General features: G+C 67.8%; 15 protein-coding genes. 13 read left to right on the top strand and 2 right to left on the bottom strand.

Annotation, left to right across the window (positions count from 1 at the left end; all coding sequences use genetic code 11):
• Nucleotides 1-46: 46 nt before the first annotated feature.
• From AC1DER_RS02875 to AC1DER_RS02830, 10 genes are all read left to right on the top strand, one after another.
• Nucleotides 47-457, top strand: coding sequence for a hypothetical protein (locus AC1DER_RS02875; RefSeq protein WP_441816022.1), 411 nt, complete (start codon nucleotides 47-49; stop codon nucleotides 455-457).
• A gap of 3 nt (nucleotides 458-460) precedes the next feature.
• Nucleotides 461-970: a YidH family protein gene (locus tag AC1DER_RS02870; protein WP_477244065.1), complete on the top strand. Its 510-nt coding sequence runs from the start codon at nucleotides 461-463 to the stop codon at nucleotides 968-970.
• 237 nt (nucleotides 971-1,207) lie between these two features.
• A complete protein-coding gene (locus AC1DER_RS02865) occupies nucleotides 1,208-2,713 on the top strand; it encodes an arylsulfatase (protein ID WP_477244067.1) in 1,506 nt (501 codons plus the stop codon).
• Nucleotides 2,714-2,786: 73 nt separating this feature from the next.
• A complete protein-coding gene (locus AC1DER_RS02860) occupies nucleotides 2,787-3,704 on the top strand; it encodes an HAD family hydrolase (RefSeq protein ID WP_477244069.1) in 918 nt (305 codons plus the stop codon).
• Complete coding sequence (locus AC1DER_RS02855; RefSeq protein WP_477244071.1) at nucleotides 3,701-4,675, top strand: formylglycine-generating enzyme family protein; 975 nt, start codon at nucleotides 3,701-3,703, stop codon at nucleotides 4,673-4,675. The genes AC1DER_RS02860 and AC1DER_RS02855 overlap by 4 nt, the downstream gene beginning before the upstream one ends.
• A gap of 47 nt (nucleotides 4,676-4,722) precedes the next feature.
• Nucleotides 4,723-5,091 (top strand): DUF1622 domain-containing protein, encoded by a 369-nt coding sequence (locus tag AC1DER_RS02850; RefSeq protein ID WP_477244073.1) that lies wholly within the window; start codon nucleotides 4,723-4,725, stop codon nucleotides 5,089-5,091.
• 24 nt (nucleotides 5,092-5,115) lie between these two features.
• The gene (locus tag AC1DER_RS02845) at nucleotides 5,116-5,457 is read left to right on the top strand and encodes a zinc ribbon domain-containing protein YjdM (RefSeq protein ID WP_477244075.1); all 342 of its coding nucleotides are present in this window, start codon (nucleotides 5,116-5,118) and stop codon (nucleotides 5,455-5,457) included.
• Nucleotides 5,458-5,548: 91 nt separating this feature from the next.
• Nucleotides 5,549-6,097 carry an NADPH-dependent FMN reductase gene (locus tag AC1DER_RS02840; RefSeq protein ID WP_441816029.1) on the top strand — a complete coding sequence of 183 codons (549 nt, stop codon included), beginning with the start codon at nucleotides 5,549-5,551 and terminating at the stop codon, nucleotides 6,095-6,097.
• A 100-nt stretch (nucleotides 6,098-6,197) separates the two neighbouring features.
• Nucleotides 6,198-7,004: an arylamine N-acetyltransferase family protein gene (locus AC1DER_RS02835; RefSeq protein ID WP_477244077.1), complete on the top strand. Its 807-nt coding sequence runs from the start codon at nucleotides 6,198-6,200 to the stop codon at nucleotides 7,002-7,004.
• A 40-nt stretch (nucleotides 7,005-7,044) separates the two neighbouring features.
• Nucleotides 7,045-7,656 (top strand): HD domain-containing protein, encoded by a 612-nt coding sequence (locus AC1DER_RS02830; RefSeq protein ID WP_477244079.1) that lies wholly within the window; start codon nucleotides 7,045-7,047, stop codon nucleotides 7,654-7,656.
• A 6-nt stretch (nucleotides 7,657-7,662) separates the two neighbouring features.
• Here the strand turns inward: AC1DER_RS02830 and AC1DER_RS02825 are convergent, their stop codons facing one another.
• Both AC1DER_RS02825 and AC1DER_RS02820 read right to left on the bottom strand, forming a co-directional pair.
• Complete coding sequence (locus tag AC1DER_RS02825) at nucleotides 7,663-9,105, bottom strand: MFS transporter (RefSeq protein WP_477244081.1); 1,443 nt, start codon at nucleotides 9,103-9,105, stop codon at nucleotides 7,663-7,665.
• Entirely contained in the window at nucleotides 9,102-10,097 is a 996-nt protein-coding gene (locus AC1DER_RS02820; protein WP_477244083.1) for an NADP-dependent oxidoreductase, read from the bottom strand. The genes AC1DER_RS02825 and AC1DER_RS02820 overlap by 4 nt, the downstream gene beginning before the upstream one ends.
• A gap of 64 nt (nucleotides 10,098-10,161) precedes the next feature.
• Here AC1DER_RS02820 and soxR point away from each other — a divergent pair, with 64 nt between their 5' ends.
• The 3 genes from soxR (at nucleotide 10,162) to AC1DER_RS02805 (ending at nucleotide 19,619) form a co-directional block, all read left to right on the top strand.
• Entirely contained in the window at nucleotides 10,162-10,614 is a 453-nt protein-coding gene (gene soxR, locus AC1DER_RS02815) for a redox-sensitive transcriptional activator SoxR (RefSeq protein ID WP_477244085.1), read from the top strand.
• Nucleotides 10,615-10,745: 131 nt separating this feature from the next.
• Nucleotides 10,746-11,945, top strand: coding sequence for a glycosyltransferase (locus tag AC1DER_RS02810; RefSeq protein ID WP_477244087.1), 1,200 nt, complete (start codon nucleotides 10,746-10,748; stop codon nucleotides 11,943-11,945).
• 213 nt (nucleotides 11,946-12,158) lie between these two features.
• Nucleotides 12,159-19,619: a hypothetical protein gene (locus tag AC1DER_RS02805; RefSeq protein WP_477244089.1), complete on the top strand. Its 7,461-nt coding sequence runs from the start codon at nucleotides 12,159-12,161 to the stop codon at nucleotides 19,617-19,619.
• The last annotated feature ends 14 nt before the right edge of the window (nucleotides 19,620-19,633 follow it).

The following is a 19,633-nucleotide window of genomic DNA, read 5'->3' as shown; positions in this document are numbered from 1 at the left end:
GCGCGCGGCAAGCGCGAACAGTCCTTGGTTGCCGGCAGGGAGCGGGATGGACGGGTTCTTGAACGACGTGGTGCGCTTCTACACCGACCTGATCGGGCGCACGCAGGGGCCGATGACATTCCGGTTGTTCCTGCAGCCCGGCATGGCGCTGCTGCTGGCGTTCCGCGACGGATTCAAGGACGCGAAGATCGGTCGGCATCCGTACTTCTGGACCATCGTGCACGATCCGGTCCGGCGCGAAGCCTCCCTGCACGAGGGGTTCCGCGCCACGGCCCGCATCCTGATCCTGGGCCTGGTGATGGACACGGTCTACCAGTACAAGGTGTTCGGCACGTTCCACGTGCTTGAAGCGCTGAACGTCGCGCTGATCCTGGGTTTCGTCCCTTACTTCCTGTTCCGCGGCCCGGCCGACCGGATCGCGCACTGGTGGCTCAAACGCAAGGCCGGGGTGCCCTGAGCCATGCCGATCCTGCCCGAAGATCGCAACCCCGAACTGCCGCTGCCGATCAAGGCGCCGCAGCCGCCGTTCGTGAGCAGCGACGACAAGTCCGTCGAGCTGTCCTCGCGACGCACCGGCATGTCGTTCCAGCGCACGCGGATGAGCGCCGACCGCACGCTGATGTCGATCATCCGCACCGCGCTGTCGCTGATCAGCTTCGGCTTCACCATCTTCCAGGTGTTCCAGAAGATGCAGGAGTCGAAGATGCTCGCCGCCGGTGGCCGCGAGCCGCGCAACTTCGGCATCGCCCTGGTCGTGCTGGGCATGGTGATGCTGACACTGGGCATCGTCTATCACATCAACTACATGCGCGAGCTGCGCGCCGAACGCGTGCGGATGATGACGCAGGGCCTGGTCCACGGCGAGAGCAAGTATCCGGTGTCCTTGACGCTGATCACCGCGGGCCTGTTATGGCTGCTTGGCCTGGTGGCTGCGGCCAGCATGGCGTTCAACCTTCCGTTGCTGGGCTGATCGGGTAGCACGCTCGCAGCCAGAAGAACCTGCGCTCGCCCACGTGCGGGCGCTGCAATACCGCAGTGCCCCCACCGCGTTTCCCCAGGAGGAACAGAAATGGCAACAGCAAAGAGGCCCGCGACCAAGCCAGCCGCGAAGCCTGCAGCGAAGGCTGCGGCGAACACTGCGGCGAACACTGCGGCGAAGCCGGCAGGGACAGCAAAGGGCGGGAGCAAGAAGCCACCCAACATCCTGGTGATCTGGGGCGACGACATCGGCATCGCCAACCTGAGCTGCTACACGCGCGGCCTGATGGGCTACCAGACCCCGAACATCGACCGCATCGCCAACGAGGGCATGCTGTTCACCGACTCCTACGGCGAGCAGTCCTGCACCGCCGGCCGCTCGTCCTTCATTACCGGCCAGAGCGTGTATCGCACCGGTTTGTCGAAGGTCGGCATCCCGGCCGCTCCGCAGGGCCTGCAGCCGGAGACGGTGACCACCGCCGACCTGCTCAAGGACCGCGGCTATGCCACCGGCCAGTTCGGCAAGAACCACCTTGGCGACCTCAACAAGTTCCTGCCCACCGTGCATGGCTTCGACGAGTTCTTCGGCAACCTCTACCACCTCAATGCCGAGGAAGAGCCGGAGATGGCCAACTACCCGAAGGACCCGCGCTTCCGCGAGAAGTTCGGTCCGCGCGGCGTGCTGCACTGCTGGGCCACCGACAAGGACGACCCGACCGTGCAGGAGCGCTGGGGCAAGGTCGGCAAGCAGAAGATCAAGGACACCGGCCCGCTGACCAAGAAGCGCATGGAGACTTGCGACGACGAGTTCGTCGAGGCCGCCACCGACTTCATCAAGCGCCAGCACAAGGCCGACAAGCCGTTTTTCGTCTGGCTCAACACGACCCACATGCACCTGTTCACGCATACCAAGAAGGAAAGCCTGGGCCAGGCCGGTCGCTGGCAGTCGCCTTATCACGACACCATGATCGACCACGACAAGAACGTGGGGCAGATGCTCGATCTTCTCGACGAACTGGGCATCACCGACGACACCATCGTGATGTACTCGTCCGACAACGGTCCGCACATGAACAGCTGGCCGGATGCGGGCATGACGCCGTTCCGCAGTGAGAAGAACACCAACTGGGAAGGCGCGTTCCGCGTGCCGCTGCTGGTGCGCTGGCCGGGCCAGATCAAGGCCGGTTCGGTGTCCAACGAGATCGTCCAGCATCACGACTGGCTGCCGACGTTCCTGGAAGCGGCGGGCGATACCAGCGCCACGGACCGGTTGAAGAAGGGCGCGACCGTCAACGGCAAGAAGTTCAAGAACCATATCGATGGCGTGAGTTTCGTGCCGTACCTGACCGGTGCGAGCAAGGAAGGGCCGCGCAAGTTCTTCTTCTACTTCAGCGACGACGGCGACGTGCTTGGCATCCGCTACGACAACTGGAAACTGGTGTTCATCGAGCAGCGCTGTCGAGGCACGCTGCAGATATGGGCCGAGCCGTTCACGCACCTGCGACTACCCAAGATCTTCAACTTGCGGATGGATCCCTACGAACGGGCGGACATCACGTCGAACACGTACTACGACTGGTGCCTCAACAACATGTACTTCATCTATGCGGCGCAGACCGCCGCGGCGATGTTCGCTGCAACGTTCAAGGACTTCCCGCCGGCGCAGCGGCCGGGCAGCTTCACCATCGACGACGCCCTGAAGAAGATGGCCGAGGCCCCGGCTGGCGCAAGCTGACCGGCAGGCAATGCGAGCCCCTCTCCCGTTTGCGGGAGAGGGGTTGTGGTAAGGGCAAATAGCGAGCAACTGCATGAACGACCCATTGCCGTCCTGGAACGAGGGCGCCAACAAGACCGCGATCCAATCCTTCGTCACGCGCGTGACCACCGAAGGCGGGCCCGACTTCGTCCCCGTCGCCGACCGCATCGCGGTGTTCGACAACGACGGCACGCTGTGGTGCGAGTACCCGTTGCAGGTGCAGGTATTCTTCGCGCTGGCGCAGGTGAAGCTGCTGGCCCGGCAGGATCCGGCGCTGCTGGAGAAGCCGGCGTTCAAGGCGATGCTCAACTGCGATCTGCATGCCCTGGCGGCACTGCCGAAGAAGGAGGCCTTCGAGCCGGCCTTCGCCACGCATGCGGGCATGACCGTCGACGAGTTCCGCACCGACGCGGCACAATGGCTTGCGGAAGCGAAACATCCAACATTGATGCAGTTGTTCACCCAGGGCGTCTACGTGGCGCAGCGCGAGTTGCTGGACTACCTGCGTGCCAATGGCTTCAAGACGTACATCGTGACCGGTGGCGGGGTCGAGTTCGTGCGCGCGGTCGCCGAGACGCTGTACGGGATTCCGCCGGAACAGGTCATCGGCTCGAGCATGCGCATGAAGGTGGAGACCGTCGAAGGCCAGCCGGTGCTGCGCAAGCTGCCTGAGCTTGGCAGCTTCGACGACCGCGAGGAGAAGGTGGTCAACATTGCCCTGCACCTGGGCCGTCGGCCCATGTTCGCCTTCGGCAACTCCGACGGCGACCTGGCGATGATCCGTTACACCCTGGCCGGCGACGGCCCGCGCATGGCCTGGTACCTGCACCACGACGACGACGAGCGGGAGTTCGCGTATGACAGCGACTTCAAGCTCAGTCCGTTCAAGGAGGGGCTGGAGCACGCCAAGGACTACGGCATCGGTCTTGTCAGCATGAAGAACGACTGGAACAAGGTTTTCGCACAATGAGCATTCACGCTAGGCTCGGACCGGCATTCACGGCAGGTGAGGTGGACGTGGCTCTGGACGACATGGTGCACATTCCCGGTGGCGCCTTCCTGATGGGTTCCGATCACCACTACCCGGAAGAAGCGCCGGCGCACAAGGTGTCAGTGGCGGCATTCCGGATCGATCGCACCGCCGTTACCAACGACCAGTTCGCGCGCTTCATCGAAGCGACCGGTTACGTCACGATGGCCGAGCGACCGGCCGATCCTGCCGACTACCCCGGTGCGGATCCGGCCCTGCTGGTGCCGTCGTCGGTGGTGTTCATGCCTTCGCAGGGGCCGGTGGACCTGCGCAATCACTACAACTGGTGGGCTTACATCGCCGGCGCCGATTGGCGCCATCCGCGCGGTCCGGACTCCTCGCTCGATGGCCTGGGCGGCCACCCGGTCGTGCACGTCGCCTTCGAGGACGCGCAGGCCTACGCGGACTGGGCGGGCAAGTCGTTGCCGACCGAAGCCGAATGGGAGTTCGCTGCGCGCGGCGGGCTCGACGGCGCCGAGTTCACCTGGGGCGCCGAGTTCACCCCCGACGGCAAGTACATGGCCAACACCTGGCAGGGCGAGTTCCCCTGGCAGAACCTGCAGCAGGACGGGCATTTGTGGACCGCTCGGGTCGGCTCGTATCCGGCCAACGGTTACGGCCTGCACGACATGGCCGGCAATGTCTGGGAGTGGACGACCGACTGGTACCAGGACCACAACCGCATCCAGCAGCATTCGTGCTGCACGCTGGAGAATCCGCGCGGCGGTGAGCGCGATGCGAGCTTCGATCCGCGCCAGCCACAGGTGAGGATCCCGCGGCGGGTGATGAAGGGTGGTTCGCATCTGTGCGCCCCCAACTACTGCCGACGCTATCGGCCCGCGGCACGCATGGCGCAGCCGGTGGATACTTCGACCTGCCATCTCGGTTTCCGTTGCGTGGTGCGCGGGTAATCGCGGCCGGCAACACCCTGGCAGTCAAGCAATCCGGAGGAACGACAATGGAGGAATGGCTGGTCAGGATCACCGAGCCGGTCGTGGTGGCCATCGACTTCATCGCGCTGCTGATCATCCTCGCAGGGACGCTGCAGGCGATCGCCGGCGTGGTCCGGTTGCTGACGAGCCATCGTCAGGACAACCACGAGCGTCGCCGGATCTGGATGGACTATTCGCGCTGGCTGGTCGCGGCGCTGACGTTCCAGTTGGCGGCTGACATCCTGGAGTCGTCGACCACGCCGGACTGGGACGGGATCGGACGATTGGCGGCGGTGGCGGTGATCCGCACCTTCCTCAATTACTTCCTGGAACGCGATGTCGAGGAGATGCGGCAGCGCGAAGAGGCGTCGCGGGAGCGCACTGGCGTAAAATGACCGACCCCACGCCGGTTCGCCTCCATGCCCACTACGCCCGCCTGTCCGCAATGCACCCTTGAGAACACCTACATCGATGGCGGCAACTTCGTCTGCGCCGATTGCGGCTTCGAGTGGGCTGCCTCGGGCGAGGCAAGTGCCGATGCCGGCGCGGTCGTACGCGACAGCAATGGCAACACGCTCGCCAACGGCGACACCGTGGTGGTGATCAAGGACCTGAAGGTCAAGGGTTCCTCGATAGCGCTCAAGCAGGGCACGGTCATCAAGAACATCCGCCTGGTCAAGGACGACGCGGAGCACATCGAAGGCAACTCGGACAAGATCAAGGGCCTGGTGCTCAAGACGATGTTCCTGCGCAAGGCCTGATCGCGCGTCATCGCCGCTGCGCGATCCATCACGGGCTGGTCACGCCGCCGCTCCAAGAGTAGGCGGCGGACAACCAACGATGGAGCCCGTGATGAGCCAGTACCGCATCGCCGTGTTGATCGGCAGCCTGCGCCGCGAATCGATCAACCGCCAACTCGCCCACGGCCTGTTCAAACTCGGTCCCGCGGACTTCGAGTTCCACGAGTGCCGCATCGACGACCTGCCGCTGTACAACCAGGACGACGACAGCCACCAGGCGGCGCCGGTGAAGCGGCTCAAGCAGGAGATCTCCGGCGCCAAGGGCGTGATGTTCGTGACGCCGGAGTACAACCGCTCGGTGCCGGGCGTGCTCAAGAATGCGATCGATCACGCCTCGCGACCCTATGGCCAGAGCGCGTTCGCCGGCAAGCCGGCAGGCGTCATCGGCGCCTCGATCGGTTCGATCGGCAGTGCCATGGCGCAGCAGCACCTGCGCAACACGCTGGCCTACCTGGACATGCCGACGATGGGGCAGCCGGAGGTGTTCATCCATGCCAAGGAAGGGCTGTTCGACGCCGACGGCCAGATTGGCGCGGGCAGTCGCAAGTTCCTGCAGGAATGGATGGACCGTTACGTCGCATGGGTGAAGTCGCACTCCTGACGGGCAGGTGGCCGCTGGCACGATGGTGCGTTGCGCCCGCGTCGCGGCCGGTCCGCATCCCCGTGCCTAGAATGGTCGGCAACGTCCGTGGAGTTGCCGCATGAACCTCGATGCCTATCTGCGCCGCATCGGCTACGACGGCCCTTTGCAGCCCAATGTCGAGGTGCTCGATGCGCTGGCGTTCCGGCACGCCACCAGCATCGCCTTCGAGAACCTGGATCCGTTCGCGGGCCAGGCAGTCGAACTGGCGCCCGATGCCATCGAGCGCAAGCTGGTGGACGCAGGGCGCGGTGGCTACTGCTTCGAACACAACCTGCTGCTGGCGCAGGCATTGGCGGCGGTCGGGTTCGATGTGAGCGGCCTGGCGGCGCGGGTGTTGTGGACCCAGCCCGACGACGCCATCACCGCGCGCAGCCACATGCTGCTGCGGGTCGACATGGAGCAGGGCACGCGCCTGGTCGATGTCGGCTTCGGCGGCTCCACGCTCACCACGAGCCTGGCGCTGCGCGATGGCGACGAGCAGGCGACGCCGCACGAGCCGTTCCGCCTCCTGCAGCGCGATGGCGACTGGCGGATGCAGGTCAGGTTGCCCGATCGCTGGGCGACGCTGTACCGGTTCGACCTGCAGCGCCAGTACCCGGTCGACTACGAGGCCTCCAACTATTTCCTGTCGACCCATCCGGCGTCGCACTTCGTCACTGGCCTGCGCGTGGCGCGTCCGGTCGCTGGCGGACGCCATGCGCTGCGTGACCGTGAACTGAGCTTCCATCGCCTCGGCGGCGAAAGCGAGCGCCGCACGCTGCAGGATGTGGACGAACTGCGCGACGTCCTGGAGGGCACGTTCGGTATCCGCGTGCCGCAATCGCCGCGATTAGAGGCGCGATTGGCCGGATTGTTCCCCGGCTGAGTCACAATGGCGGCATGGCGAAAGAGACGGACCCCTGCCGATGACTGTCCCGCTGCCGCTGGACCTGCCCGACGAACAACGCGCCGCGCTCGAAGAGGCCTACGCGACGCCGCCGCGCGCATATCACAACTTCCAGCATGTGCAGGAAGTGCTGCGGCATTACCACGACGTGTTGGCAGGCCCGGGTTGGCGTCAGCCGGCGGAAGTGGGCCTGGCGGTGCTGTACCACGATGCGATCTATGAAGCCGGGCGACGCGACAACGAAACGCGCTCGGCGGAGATGGCGGTGGCGCACATTGCGCGCTGGTGGCCGACGGCGGGTTTCGACGCGCGCCGCGTGATGGACCTGATCGAACTGACCGCACGCCACGGCACGCTGCAACCGGCCGACGTCGACGACGAGGCCGCGATGTTCCTGGATTGCGACATGGCCATCCTCGGCGCCGAGCCGGCGCTGTTCGACGCCTACGATCGCGGCATCACCGCCGAGTACCGCGGGCACGTCCCGGCATGGCTGTTCAAATTGAACCGGCGGCGATTCCTGAAGGCATTGCTGGCGCGTCAACGCATCTATCTCAGCGACTACTTCCACGAGCGCTACGACACGCAGGCGCGTCGCAACCTGCGCCGTGCGGTCACCGAGAAGCGCTGACACCGTTCAGTGCGTCGCGGCACCCCGGACCTTGATGCGTGACGCCAGCGCCGCCCCGAGCAGCGCAAGCAGCGCCGAGATCGTGAACCCCGACAGGTAGGCCAGCGACGGCGCACGCACCAGCAGCGCGGCGAAGATCGAGCCGCCCACCGCCAGCACCGTGGCGGTCATCAGCGAGTCGCACAGTTGCAGGGCCGATGCGTTGAGGCCCTGCCGGGTCGGTGGCGACAGTTCCAGTGTCAGTACCGACAGGGTCGGGAACAGTGCGCCCATGCCGAAGCCCGCGGCAATCCAGCCGACGACACCGACGGCAACCGGCACCGCCGGCGCGACGGCCATCGCCACCCCGCTGACGCCAATCAGGATCAGGCACATGCCGAGCCGCAGCAGCTGCGGCGGCGTGAACGGCTGCCAGGGCCGGCTGCGCCACCACGAGCCCAGCGACCAGCCGATCGCGCCGGCGGTGAGCACCGCGCCGGCTGCCGTAGGCGACAGGCCGCGCTCGCGCGACAGCAGCAAGGGCACGAACACTTCGGTGCCGAAGAACGCGGCCGAGGCGATGCCACGCATGGCGATCACGGTCGGCAGGCCGCGCGCGGCGCGCAGCGTGCCGCGCGGCAGCAGCTGCCACGCGCATGAGACGACACCGGCGACCGCCAGCGCGAGCAGCGGCAAGGCGCCGGCATGGTGCTGCTGGCCGGCGTAGTGCAGCAGCAGCGCGCTCGCGGCAGCGCCGATCGCCCAGGCGATGCGGTGTGGCTGCTTGTCCGCGGCGTCATGGTCGGTGGCAGCTGGCAGGTCGAGCCCGCGCAGCGCGGGCAGCACGCACCATGCGGCGCCCAGCGCGACCAATGGCACGCAGAGGAATACCCAACGCCATCCCAGGTGTTCGACCAGCAAGCCGCTGATCGCCGGGCCGATCACCGCGGGCAGCACCCATGCCGCGGCGAACGCACCGAATATGCGCGGGTGCAACGGCGGCGGGTAGACGCGGCCGACCGCGACGTACAGCGCCACCGACATCATTCCGCCGCCAAAGCCCTGCACGATGCGGCCCAGCAGCAGGATCCACATCGACGGCGCCAGGCCGGCGATCACCAGGCCGACGACGAACCACACGATGCCCTGGCGCAGCGGCGGCGCCGGCCCGCGCCGGTCGCCCCAGCTTCCGGCGACGACCATGCCGACCACCGAGGCGGCCAGGGTGCCGCCGAAGGCGAGTGCATACAGCGGCAGGCCATCGAGTGCCTGCGCCACCGTCGGCATTGCCGTGGCGACGGCCAGCGCCTCGAACGCGTACAGCGCGACCAATGCGACCGCGCCGAGCGTGACGCTGCGATAGCGGCGGTCGAGCAGGCCACCGGCGCCTGCAGCGCCGGGCAACGGGAGCGCTGCCGGCTCGGGCGTGTCCGCGCGATGCGGTGCCCGGCCGTCGAATCCGTCACTCACAGGGCCGGCCCAAAGGTGCTGTAGACCATGAGCACGACCTTGCCGCGCCCATGCCCGTTCTCGACATCGCGATGCGCGACCGCGGCGTACGCGAGCGGGTAGATGTCGCGCACGTGCACGCGCAGTTTGCCGCTGTCGTACAGCTCGACAAATTCCTGCAGGCGCGCCCGGTTGCGTTCGCTGCGGACGCCGCGCACACCCAGGCGCTGGACGTCCTCGAACGCCACCAGCGTGGCGATGCGCGTGGGCTCGATACCGAGTGCGATCGACGCATCCAGCGCGCCGCGACCGGACGCATCGAGGGCCGCATGGACTCCGTTGGGCGCAAGCGCGGCCACGCGCTCGGCCAGGCCGGGGCCGTACAACACCGGTTCGGCGCCGAGCGATCGCAGGTAGTCGTGGTTCTCGCGGCTGGCGGTGCCGATCACGCGGGCGCCGCGCAGGCGCGCCAGCTGCACGGCGATGGTGCCGACGCCACCTGCGGCCCCGTGCACCAGCACGGTATCGCCGCGGGCGATGTCGAGCGCCTGCACCGCGGTGTGTGCGGTCTGGCCCGAGGCCGACAACGAGCCGGCAACCGCCCACGACATCATCAGCGGCTTGGCGACGAGCTGGCCTGCCGGGACCACCACGGCTTCGGCATAGGCATTGGCCGTGGACCAGCCGAGCACTTCGTCACCCGCGGCGAGGGTCTCGACGCCGGCGCCGACCTGTTCGACCACGCCGGCGAATTCGTTGCCGAGCTGGCGCGGAAAGGGCGCCTGGCCGATGCCGCGCTGGGCGAACCAGCCGCTTCGGGTCGAGCAGTCGGCCGGTTGCACGCCGGCGGCACGCACACGCACCCGGACCTCGCCCGCGGCCGGCTGGGGCAGGGGCAGCTCGGCCATCCGCAGGACATCGGGCGGGCCGTATTCGTCAAAGACCACCGCGTGCATGGTCGCGGCCTGAGCGGATTGGGCGACATAGCCGTCGCGCGCGGTGCGGGTATCCATGACTTGACCGGAATCGAGCATGAGGGCGAGGATAGAACCTCAAGTTAGGTTGAGGTCAAGTGCCATGGCATCACACGATGAGCTCACTGTCGGCGAAGTTGCGCAACGCAGCGGTACCACGGTGTCGGCACTGCACTTCTACGAGGCCAAGGGCCTGATCCACAGCCAGCGCACGGCCGGCAACCAGCGCCGCTACTCGCGCGACATGCTGCGCAGGATCGCGATCATCCGCGCCGCCCAGCGCGTGGGCATGCCGCTGGCCAGCATCCGCGCGGCGCTGGCGAGCCTGCCGGAGGCGCGCACGCCGACGCGGCGCGACTGGACGCGGTTGTCGGCGATGTGGCGGGAGGAACTCGACGCGCGCATCCAGCAACTGATCCAGATGCGCGACACCCTCGACGACTGCATCGGCTGCGGCTGCCTGTCGCTGGAACGGTGCCGCCTGGCCAATCCCGGCGATGTCCTGGGCGAGCACGGCGCAGGGCCCCAGCGCTGGAGCGATGCGCAGGAGGAATAGGCGCTTCCGGAAGGCGTGTCCGGCAGGCGCCCCAGGACCGGCTTGCGAGGTCATGGCGTCTTTGTGACAAAACGGTAACGTTTTACCTGTGGAATCGTCGTGGCGCGGGCAGGGGCCCAGGCGAGACCGGCATGAACATCCTGATGTTGTCCGACGTGTACTTTCCGCGCATCAACGGTGTCTCCACGTCGATCCGCACATTCGCGCAGGGCCTGGCGCGGATGGGGCATTCGGTCACCCTGGTCGCGCCCGACTATGGCGTGGACCCCGGGAAGCAGGCGCTCGAAGACCGCAACGAGGGCTTCGAGGTGCTGAGGCTGCCCTCGAGGGTGATCTTCTTCGATCCCGAGGACCGCCTGATCAAGGGCAGCCACCTGGCCAGGGCCGAGGCAATGCTGCGCGAGCGCGACTGGGACGTGATCCATATCCACACGCCGTTCCGCGCCCACTCGCTCGGTCTGCGGCTGTCGCGGCATGGCGGCTGGAAGAGCGTGGAGACCTACCACACCTACTTCGAGGAATACGTCGGCCACTACCTGCCGTGGCTGCCGTCGGCGCTGACGCGCCTGCTGGCGCGCCGCGCCTCGCGCCATCTGTGCCACGGCGTGGACGAGCTGATCGTGCCGAGCCGGCAGATGGTCGACGTGCTGGACCGCTACGGCATCACCACGCCGTCGGTGGTGATCCCCACCGGCATCGACCTGGCCCAGTTCAGCAACGGCGATGGCGCGCGCTTCCGCGCGGCCCACGGCATCGCCGCGGAGCGGCCGACGCTGGTGACGGTCAGTCGCCTGTCGCTGGAGAAGAACATCGGCTTCCTGCTGCGGGTCGTGCAGCGGCTGGTCGCGGACTTCCCTGACCTGCTGTTCCTGATTGCCGGCGAAGGCCCCGACGAGCCGCGCCTGCGCCGCCTGGTCCAGGAACTGGGCCTGCACGACCACGTGCGCTTCTTCGGCAACCTCGACCGCCGCACCGCGCTGCTCGATGCCTATCGTGCCGGCGATGCGTTCGTATTCGCCTCGCCGACGGAAACCCAGGGCCTGGTGCTGATCGAGGCGATGGCATTGGGGGTTCCGATCGTATCCACCGCGGTCATGGGCACCGCGACGGTGCTGCGCGATGCGGCCAGTGCGCTGGTGGCCGAGGAGACCGTCGAGGACTTCGCCGAAAAGGTGCAGCGCCTTCTGTGTTCGACTGAATTGCGCACGCAGCTGGCTGCCGCGGGCCCATCCGATGCCATTGCGTGGGGAGCCGATGGCATGACACGCAAGGTCGAGGCGCTGTATGCGCGGTTGGCGCAATCGTCAGAACTGGTACCGCTAACTTCGTAACGTGCGCATCGCGCACCTGCGCCTGCGCGTGTCGACGCGACACGCAAACTTCGTGCCCACTCCGCTGCGCTTGTTCAGTTAGCTGGAGTTCACTTCGCCTCCACGTTATGCAACGTAACCCTTCTCGGGTTGCACCACATAGCACGTGAAAACGCCTTCGGCGAACGTGGAGTTCTCGTCGGCGTCGCACCTTCACGACTCCGGGAGGCGGTCATGAGCACGCATGCGCAACACCACGGCGACACGACTGGTCGGCGCCCGGCCACCCCTGCGAACCGGCGCCGCGCAGTTCGCGTGCGCGACCTGGCGGTGGTCATCACGATCGCGCTGTCGATGCCGCAGGCGATGGCCGCCAACACCGCCATCAGCGGTGGCTTCAACCAGGGCACTACCGGGACCGGCAGCAGCTATGTGTTCGGCAGCCATGGCAGCGTCGCGTTCAATGGCGATGACGATTTCTGCGGCGCCGACAACGTCATCGGACGAAGCAACCAGGCCACCGGGCTCACCGCAGACCAGGAATACCTGCGCTTCGAGACCAACCAGGCGTTCGGCGTGTGGCACCCGTACGGCACGTCCACGACGCAGGTGCTGTGGACCGGCGATGGCCAGACCACCAACAACATCGGCTACATCGGCGCGACCACGGGCGGCGTCACCAATCGCCTGGCGCAGGCATTTGGTGTGTACTCGTTCGCCACTGGCTGCGGTTCGTACGCCACCGGCAACTACTCGACCGCCTTCGGCAACAACGCCACCGCCACCGCCGGCGGTGCGCAGGCGTTCGGCAATTCGGCGCTGGCTTCCGGCATCGGCAGCATTGCCGTTGGCATCAGTTCGGCGTCCACCGGCGTGTCGAGTGTCGCCATGGGATCACGCGCGACTGCATCGGGCGATCACGCGCTCGCATTGGGTTACCGCTCCACGGCGGTCGCCGCCGATTCGGTGGCGATCGGTCCCTCGGCCACGGCCAATACCGCCAGTTCGATGGCCGTTGGCAGCCTGGCAACTGCGACAGGCACCAACACGATAGCGGTGGGTGCCTCGGCGCTGGGCAGCGCCAACGCCGCGACCGCGATCGGCAGCAACGCCCAGGCGGCGGTGAATTCCGTGTCGGTCGGGCAAGCGGCACTGTCCAACGGCGGTTCCTCGGTGGCGATTGGCCAGGGCAGCCAGTCGGCCGGGCTGGAAGCCACCGCAGTGGGGCAACTGAGCATCGCCTCGGCGCAGAACAGTTCCGCGCTGGGCCAGAACAGCCAGGCCACCGGCGTGCAGGGCACTGCGCTGGGTGAAAGCACCGTGGCCAGTGGTCCGCAATCGAGTGCGCTGGGACAGGCGGCTCGGGCGAGTGTCGCCAATACCACCGCCGTCGGGCAGAACGCGGCTGCAACCGGTGTACGTGCATTGGCCGTCGGACAGGGCTCGGCCGCCAACAGCCAGGATTCGCTGGCCGTGGGTCAGGCTGCCCAGGGGCTCGCCGCCAATGCCAGCGCTGTAGGACAGGCGGCCAATGCATCGGCGATCGGCGCCACTGCGCTGGGCTTCCAGAGCGGTGCCAGCGGACTGCGTGCGACGGCGCTGGGCAACAACTCACGCGCGACGCAGACCGCCAGCACGGCCGTGGGCGGCTGGATCGATCGCAATGGCAACGCAGTCGTCGATGCCGGTGAATTCACCAGCGCGATCGCCGCCGATGCGACAGCATTGGGTACCGCATCCACCGCGAGCGCGGCCGATGCGACTGCGGTGGGTTTCTCCGCAACCGCCTCGGCCATCAACTCGGTGGCGCTGGGCACCGGCTCCATCGCCGACCAGGCCAATACCGTCTCGGTCGGTACCGCCGCGGCGCAGCGCAAGATCGTCAACCTCGCCCCGGGTACGGCGCCTACCGACGGTGTCAACTTCAGCCAGCTCGGTGCCGTGATCCAGGCCACCGACGACATCCGCTATTTCCAGGCCGATGGCCTGGGCAACGGCACTGACGATGCGCAGGTGACCGTGGGAACCCGTGGAGTCGCCGTGGGCAGTTCCGCGGCGGCGACCGGCGTGGGCGCGGTCGCGGTCGGTCCCTCCGCACGTGCGGCGGGCCCGGGCGACCTGGCCGTCGGCAGCAATGCCAGTGTCCTTGCCGACCAGAGCACGGCGGTGGGATCCGACAGCGTCATCGCCGTCGGCGCAACGCAGGCCTCGGCATTCGGCGCCACCAGCAATGTCAGCGGTGCGCAGGGAACGGCGCTGGGCTTCGGCGCCAGCGTCACCGCCGCCGGTGCCGTCGCCGTCGGCAGCCAGTCGGCTGCCTCGGGCAGCAACGCGGTTGCTATCGGGCTTGGCACGCAGGGCATCGGCAGCGGCAGCACGGCGCTCGGCGGCGGAGCGGCCGTGCTGGGCGATGGCGGTGTCGCAGTAGGCAATGGAGCGGGTGTCGTGGGCGGCGCCACGATGGCCGCTGCGCTCGGCACCGGCGCCTTCGTGTCTGACACCGGCTCCAATTCGGTCGCCCTCGGTGCGGGTTCCATCGCAGACCAGGCCAATACGGTTTCAGTGGGCAGCGCCGGCAGCGAGCGCAGGATCGTCAACGTCGCCGCCGGTACCGCGCCGACCGACGCCGTCAACGTCAGCCAACTTGGCGCCGCCACCAGCGACACGCGCTACTTCAAGGCCGACGGCCTGAACGACGGCAGCGACGATGCGCAGGCGACCGGCGCGCGCTCGGTTGCCAGTGGGCCCAACTCGGTCGCCAGCGGTCTGAGTTCCATGGCGATCGGCTACCGGAGCAATGCCAGCAGCACGCTCGGCATCGCCATCGGCAGCTGGAACGACAACAACGCCAACGGCATCGTCGATGCCGGCGAGGTCACGCAGGCGACGGGTGCAGGCAGCGTTGCGGTGGGCAGCGCGGCGCAGTCCAACGGCTTCGGTTCGGTGGCGATAGGTTCCAGCAGTCGCGGTCTGGTCGATGCCAGCACGGCGGTCGGCACCGATTCGGAGGCGTCGGGCCTCGGCGGTGCAGCGTTCGGCTACCAGTCGCGCGCGACAACCAACGCCAGCACGGCATTGGGCGCAGGCGCGGCTGCCACGGGCATCCGAAGCACGGCAGTGGGCACACTGTCCGTGGCCAGCGGCGACAACACCATCGGCATCGGATTCCAGTCCAGTTCGGCAGGCGCCAACGGCATCGCCATCGGCAACACCAGCCAGGTCAACTCGGTCGACGGCCTGGCGCTGGGAACCAACGCGATAGTGGCTGCGAACGATCCCAGCGGAACGCCGATGAGCCGGGGCATCGCGATCGGCAACAACAGCCGCGCCAACAATTCCGATGCCACTGCGGTCGGCGCCAACGCGATCGCCAACGGCCAGAACAGCGTGGCCTTTGGTACCGCATCCAACGCGCAGGGACCGCAGGCCAGCGCAATCGGGCAGAACGCACGCGCCATCGGCAGCAACTCAGTGGCACTGGGCACGTCGGCGCTGGCGCAGGGCAATGTCAGCACGGCGCTGGGGCAGAACGCGACAGCGACCGGATCGCTGAGCGTCTCGCTCGGCCAGTCTGCAGACGCAACCGCGAGCGAAGCACTGGCGGTGGGCAACAACGCACAGGCGACGGGGTCCAACTCGACCTCCCTGGGCCGTTCGGCCAATGCCTCGCAGACGGGCGCCCTGGCATTGGGCGCGGACTCGGTCGCATCGGCAGTCGATGCCTTCTCCGGCGGCCGCGGCAGCGCTGCGGTTGGCGTGGGCAGCACCGCACTGGGTGCGGCAAGCCGCGCGGCCGGTCCGGACGACACCGCAATCGGCAGCGGCGCGCAAGTACTGGCCAATCAAAGCACGGCGGTCGGCGCAGACAGCATCATCGCGGTGGGCGCCGTGCAGTCATCGGCATTGGGTGCAACCAGCAATGTCGCCGCCTCGCAGGGCACGGCGCTTGGCTTCGGCAGCAGCGTCACCGGTGTCGGTGGCGTCGCAGTGGGCAGCGGCTCGCTGGCCGATCGTGGTAACGCGGTCTCGGTGGGCACCGCCGCCAGCCAGCGACAGATCATCAACGTCGCCGCAGGTACCGCGCTTACCGATGCGGTGAACGTGAGCCAGCTCACCACCGCAACCAGCGGGCTGCGCTACTTCAAGGCCGTTGGCCTCAACGACGGCAGCGACGATACGCAGGCAACCGGGGTGCGATCGACCGCCGCTGGCGCGAGCGCCCTCGCCAACCAGGACGACACCACGGCGATCGGCAGCCAGTCGCAGGCCACCGCCACTTTTGCCACCGCGCTGGGGCATTCAGCGCTGGCGCTGGGTACCGCTTCGACGGCACTGGGCCAGTTCAGCGAGGCCGATGGCATCAACTCGGTGGCGGTCGGTTCCGACGCGTGGGCGCAGGCCGACGGCGCGATATCGATCGGCCAGGCAAGCATTGCGGCGGGCGTGGGCAGCGTCGCAATCGGTCGCACCAGCCTTGCTGCCGGGCCGGACGATACCGCCGTCGGCAACAACGCGCGGACCAAGGCCGACCAGGGCACCGTAGTGGGTGCGAACGCGCTCATCGAAGAGACGGCGGTCCAGTCGTCGGCGTACGGCGCAACCAGTCATGTCACCGCGGCTCAGGGCACCGCCCTGGGCTTCGGCAGCAGTGTGACGGCGATCAATGCCGTGGCGCTCGGCAACGGTTCGGTGGCCGACCAGGCCAATACCGTTTCGATCGGCAGCGTGGGCGGCGAGCGCAGGATCGTCAACGTCGCGATCGGCACGGCGCCGACGGACGCGGTGAATGTCAGCCAGCTCACTACCGCAGTGGCCGGCAACCGCCACTTCAAGGCGCAGAGTTCGATCCTTGGCGACGATGCGGTCGCCAGCGGCCTGGGTTCGATGGCGGCCGGTGTGATGGCCCAGGCCACTGGACTACGTGCCGTTGCCGTCGGCGTGGACAGCACCGCCAGCGGTGACCTGGCCATTGCCGTGGGTGGCGATTCGATCGCCAGCGGAACGGGCTCGATGTCATTGGGGCGCCTGTCGCAGGCGATCGGCAACGACAGCGTCGCGCTTGGCACCGGTTCGATCGCCGACCGCGGCCGCGCGTTGTCGATCGGTGCGGCGGGGAGCGAGCGCCAGATCATCAACGTGGCCGCCGGCACGGCGGCGACCGACGCGGTCAATGTCAGTCAGCTCACTGCGGCCGTGGCGGTAGGCACAGCCTATTTCAAGGCCGAAGGGCCCGGCGACGGCAGCGACGACGCCGTCGCCAGCGGTCTCAACAGCGTGGCCTCAGGCAAGTCCGCCGTGGCCAGTGGCGCCTCGAGCACGGCCATGGGCATGGGCGCCGACGCGACGGCGGTACAAACCGTTGCCATGGGCGTGCAGGCTACGGCCAGCGGCGATTCGTCAACGGCCGTGGGTGCCGGTAGCGCTGCTTCCGGAAGCACATCCTCTGCATTCGGTACGATCGCACTGGCTACCGCGGAAAACAGCGTCGCGGTGGGGCGCCAGACGTTCTCGGGCGCGGATGGAGCGGTGGCTATTGGCGCCATCAGCAACGTCGAGAACGGCGCCACGGCAGGCACGGCGTTGGGATTCAACTCGCGGGTGCGCGCGGCGGCGACCAACTCGGTCGCGCTCGGTGCGGACTCCGACGCGCAGGAAGCCGATGTGATTTCCGTCGGCAACTCGGGCATGCAGCGTCGCATCGTCAACGTCGCCGCCGGTACGGCGCCGACGGATGCGGTCAATGTCAGTCAACTGGGCACGCTGACGTCTGACACGCGCTACTTCCAGGCCGATGGCCTGAGTGACGGGACCGATGATGCGCAGGTCACGGCAGGAACGCGTGCCGTTGCGATCGGCGCCTCGGCCGCGGCCAGCGGAGCGGGTGCACTGGCCGGTGGCTTCGGTGCGAATGCTTCAACCGAGGGGGCGGTCGCCCTCGGCCGCAATGCCGTGGCCAATGGCGGTCGTTCGGTGTCGATCGGCGATGGCAATAGCGCCAGCGGCAACGGTGCGGTGGCGATCGGCGATCCCAACATCGCCACGGGTGATGGCGCGATAGCGCAGGGCCTGGACAACACCGCCACCGGCAACGGAGCGGTGGCGGCCGGGCACACCAATGTCGCCAACGGGCAGGGCGCGGTTGCGCTGGGCTTCCAGTCGCAGGCACAGCAGGCCGGTGCGCTTGCATTCGGCAGCACCGCTGTAGCGTCAGTCGAAGGCGCGGTGGCACTGGGCTCGGGCTCGGTCGCCGATCGTGCACTGGCGCCGACGTCGGGTACCCTTCCGGTCGGTTCCGGCGGCATTCCGATCGATACCACCGACGCGGTCCTGCTGGGATCGGTGTCTGTGGGCTCGGGCACGTCGTATCGGCAGATCACCCACGTGGCCGACGGCACGGAGCAGCAGGACGCGGTCACCATCCGCCAGTTGCAGGGTGCGATCGGCTCGATCGCGGCTTCGCCGGCAAAGTTCTTCCACGCGAATTCGTCCGCGGGTGACTCGCTCGCGATCGGCGCGGAAGCGATCGCTGTGGGCCCGCTCACGGTGGTCAACGCCGACAACGGCATCGGCATCGGCAACGGCGCGGTCGTCGACATCGCCGCACCGGGCGCGATCGCCATAGGCCGCGACACCCAGGTGTTGCTGGCCTCCGGCGTCGCGGTCGGCAGCCAGGCCCAGGCCAACGCCGAGCAGGGCGTGGCGCTGGGTGCGGGCGCGACGGCGAACCACGCGCTGAGCGTGGCGCTGGGTTCGGCCTCGCAGACAAGCGTCGGAGCGCAGGCCGGCTATACCGCCTACGCCATCCCGGCGGCACAGACTTCGGCCGGTGAAGTATCGGTGGGTAGCGCCGGTGCGGAACGCAAGGTGACCAACGTGGCAGCGGGCAGCGCTGCCACAGACGCGGTCAACGTGAGCCAGCTGTCGACGATGAGCCAGGGCATCACCTCCATCTTCGGTGGTGGCGCTTCGGTGGGGCCGGAAGGCGCGATCACGCCGCCCAGCTACGCCATCGGCGGCAACGTGTTCAACGACGTGGGGGCCGCGCTTGCCAACCTCGACGGTCGCGTGGGCAGCGGCCCAGGCGTCTCGGCAGCCGATCCGCGCTTCAACGCCAACGGTGGCAGCACCTCGACCGCCAGCGGCGCCAACACGGTGGCTGCCGGCGGCGGCGCCGTCGCCAGCGCCGACAACAGCGTCGCCCTCGGCGCCAACTCGGTGGCAGACCGCGCCAACACGGTCTCGGTCGGTTCGACCGGCAATACCCGCCAGGTCGCCAACGTTGCCGCAGGAACGACCGCAACCGATGCGGTCAACGTGCAGCAGATGTCGGAGCAGGCGGCGGTCACGTTGAACCAGGCCAACACCTACACCGACCAGCAGATCAACCAGATCGTCACCATACCGATGGAGGCAATCGAGGATCTGCGCGGCGACGTCGAGGACGAGTTCCGCCACACCGACAAGCGCATCAACCGCCAGGGCGCGATGACCGCGGCGATGGTGCACATGGCCAGCAGCGCGGCCAACATCCAGACCGACAACCGTGTTTCGGTCGGTGCCGGTTATGCGGAAGGCGAGGAAGCGATGGCGGTCGGCTACCAGCGACTGATAAAGCGCAACGTGTCGCTGTCGGTGGGCGCGGCGTTCAGCGGCAGCGAGCAGTCTGCCGGCGTCGGCATCGGAATTGGCTGGTGAGCAGGTTTGGAACT

It is taken from the genome of Lysobacter sp. 05T417 (assembly GCF_056396405.1).
The sequence above is the reverse complement of the archived record's forward strand: the minus strand, read 5'-3'. Positions and strand labels throughout refer to the sequence as shown.